This is a genomic window from Paraburkholderia phenoliruptrix (assembly GCF_019511605.1).
Classification (GTDB): Bacteria; Pseudomonadota; Gammaproteobacteria; order Burkholderiales; family Burkholderiaceae; genus Paraburkholderia; species Paraburkholderia phenoliruptrix_A.
Genome location: NZ_JAEUAV010000060.1, coordinates 1 through 1,723, shown reverse-complemented (window position 1 = coordinate 1,723; position 1,723 = coordinate 1). Strand labels below are relative to the sequence as shown.

General features: G+C 65.5%; 2 protein-coding genes. Both read right to left on the bottom strand.

All coding sequences use genetic code 11. The features are described from left to right. Positions 1-65 precede the first annotated feature (65 nt). Positions 66-530, bottom strand: coding sequence for a VOC family protein (locus JNB89_RS30745; RefSeq protein WP_013338648.1), 465 nt, complete (start codon positions 528-530; stop codon positions 66-68). A 325-nt stretch (positions 531-855) separates the two neighbouring features. Beyond that, positions 856-1,723: C40 family peptidase (locus JNB89_RS30740; RefSeq protein WP_223216907.1), on the bottom strand; the 868-nt coding region annotated here is incomplete at its 5' end.

Here is a 1,723-nt window from a genome sequence, read left to right as displayed (position 1 = left end):
CCCCACACCGCCACGCCCCGCCCACCGCGAACAAGCAAGGCAGTCTTCGCAAAACGCCAGGCCGGCTACTTCATCGCCGCCATGGCCTGCTCGATCTCTTCCTTGCTCAAATCGCGCTTGTGGGTGGCGAGCGACCAGCTATGCCCGAATGGGTCTTTCAACTGGCCGTAGCGGTCGCCCCAGAACATGTCGGAAACCGGCAGCTTGACGGTCGCGCCGGCCTCCACCGCCTGCTGGAAACTTGCGTCCACATCTTCCACGTAGTGGTGAATCGTGACCGGCGTGCCTTGCAGATGATTCGGCCCGAAACACTGGTGCTCCGGCCATTCGTCTGTGAGCATCAGCATCGAATCGCCGATTTTCAGGCACGCGTGCATCACCTTGCCGTCCGGCCCCGGCAGGCGGAACTGTTCGACCGCGTTGAAGGCTTTCGTATAGAACTCGATGGCTTGCGCGGCGCCCGCGCAGATCAGATACGGCGTGAGCGAGTGCATCCCCTCCGGGATCGGTTTGACAGCAGGGCTGGTCATGACGGCGGCTCCTTGAAGTAACGGGTTCGTGGATTGAAAGCCCGACTGGTTCAGCCAGGACTTCCACGTTACGACGAGCAAGTCGGCCGCGGATCGACACTCCGTAAAAAATAATTTCCAGCACGCACGTGGGCGTGGGTCGCGCATCCGTGTATGCGTGCATGCAAGTCCTGTCCTTCCTTTGAGCGCGATTGTTATTTCACCCTTACCGCGCGGTTTCCTCGCTACGACCTCGCTACTACCTCGCGGTTGCTTCGCAGTTACGTCGCCGCTACCTCGCAGCTGCCTCCGAGTTGCCTCGCAGATATCCGCAGTCACCCCGCAGTTACCCCGCCGGACTATCCTCGTCCGCCGGTGCGGCGGGCGTCGGTGCTGAACCGGGCGCAGGCGCCGCCGCGCCGGTCGGCGCGCCGAGTATGCTGATCTGGAACGTCGGCGTGCCGGCGAGCGACTGCAGCGTCGCGTCCTCGGGAATGCGCACGAGGAGCGGCAGAATCACCGAGCCGCCGATCACCGCGCGCCGGCTGTTGTCGGCCGGGCGCAGTCCCCAGACGTCCTGATACACCACCGGCACCACGACGCCGTCGCGGGTCGTGTTGCCGATGTAGAGCATCACGTGTCCGCCGATATAGATCAGCGTGCGCAGCGGCGCGCCATGCTGCGCCAGGTAGTCGAGCCGTTGCGTCGGCGTCGACGCGGACAGGTCGACCATGCGTCCGGCGCTCATCTGCGTGGACGAATGGCGCGGCAGCCACACGCCGAATACCGCGAAGATGCTTTGCAGTTCGGACGAGCAGTCGTTATAGAGGCCGCTATTGCCCCAGCCGTATGGGCGGCCGATCAGCGCTTTCATCAGCGTCGCCAGATGCCGGGGCGTGGCGGCAAGCGGCATGGGCACGATCTGTGTGTCGTCGAGTTCGGCGGTGCGGATCAGCGCCTCGCCTTCCGCGTCACGCGCAGGCACGAGGACGGTGCGCGGGGCGGGCGGTGCCGTGGATGCGTCGGCTGCGTCGATGCGCGTGTCATTGCCGTTTGCAGTCGCGTCGGGTGCCGCCTGCGGCATGGACACAGGCGAGGGCGCCGGCTTCGCGAAGGGCACAGGCGAGAGCGCCCGCGCAGAGTCAGCTGCAGCCCCACGCGAAGGCTCAGTCAAAGGCCCAGTCAAGGGGCCACCCGAAGGCCCACCCGAAGGC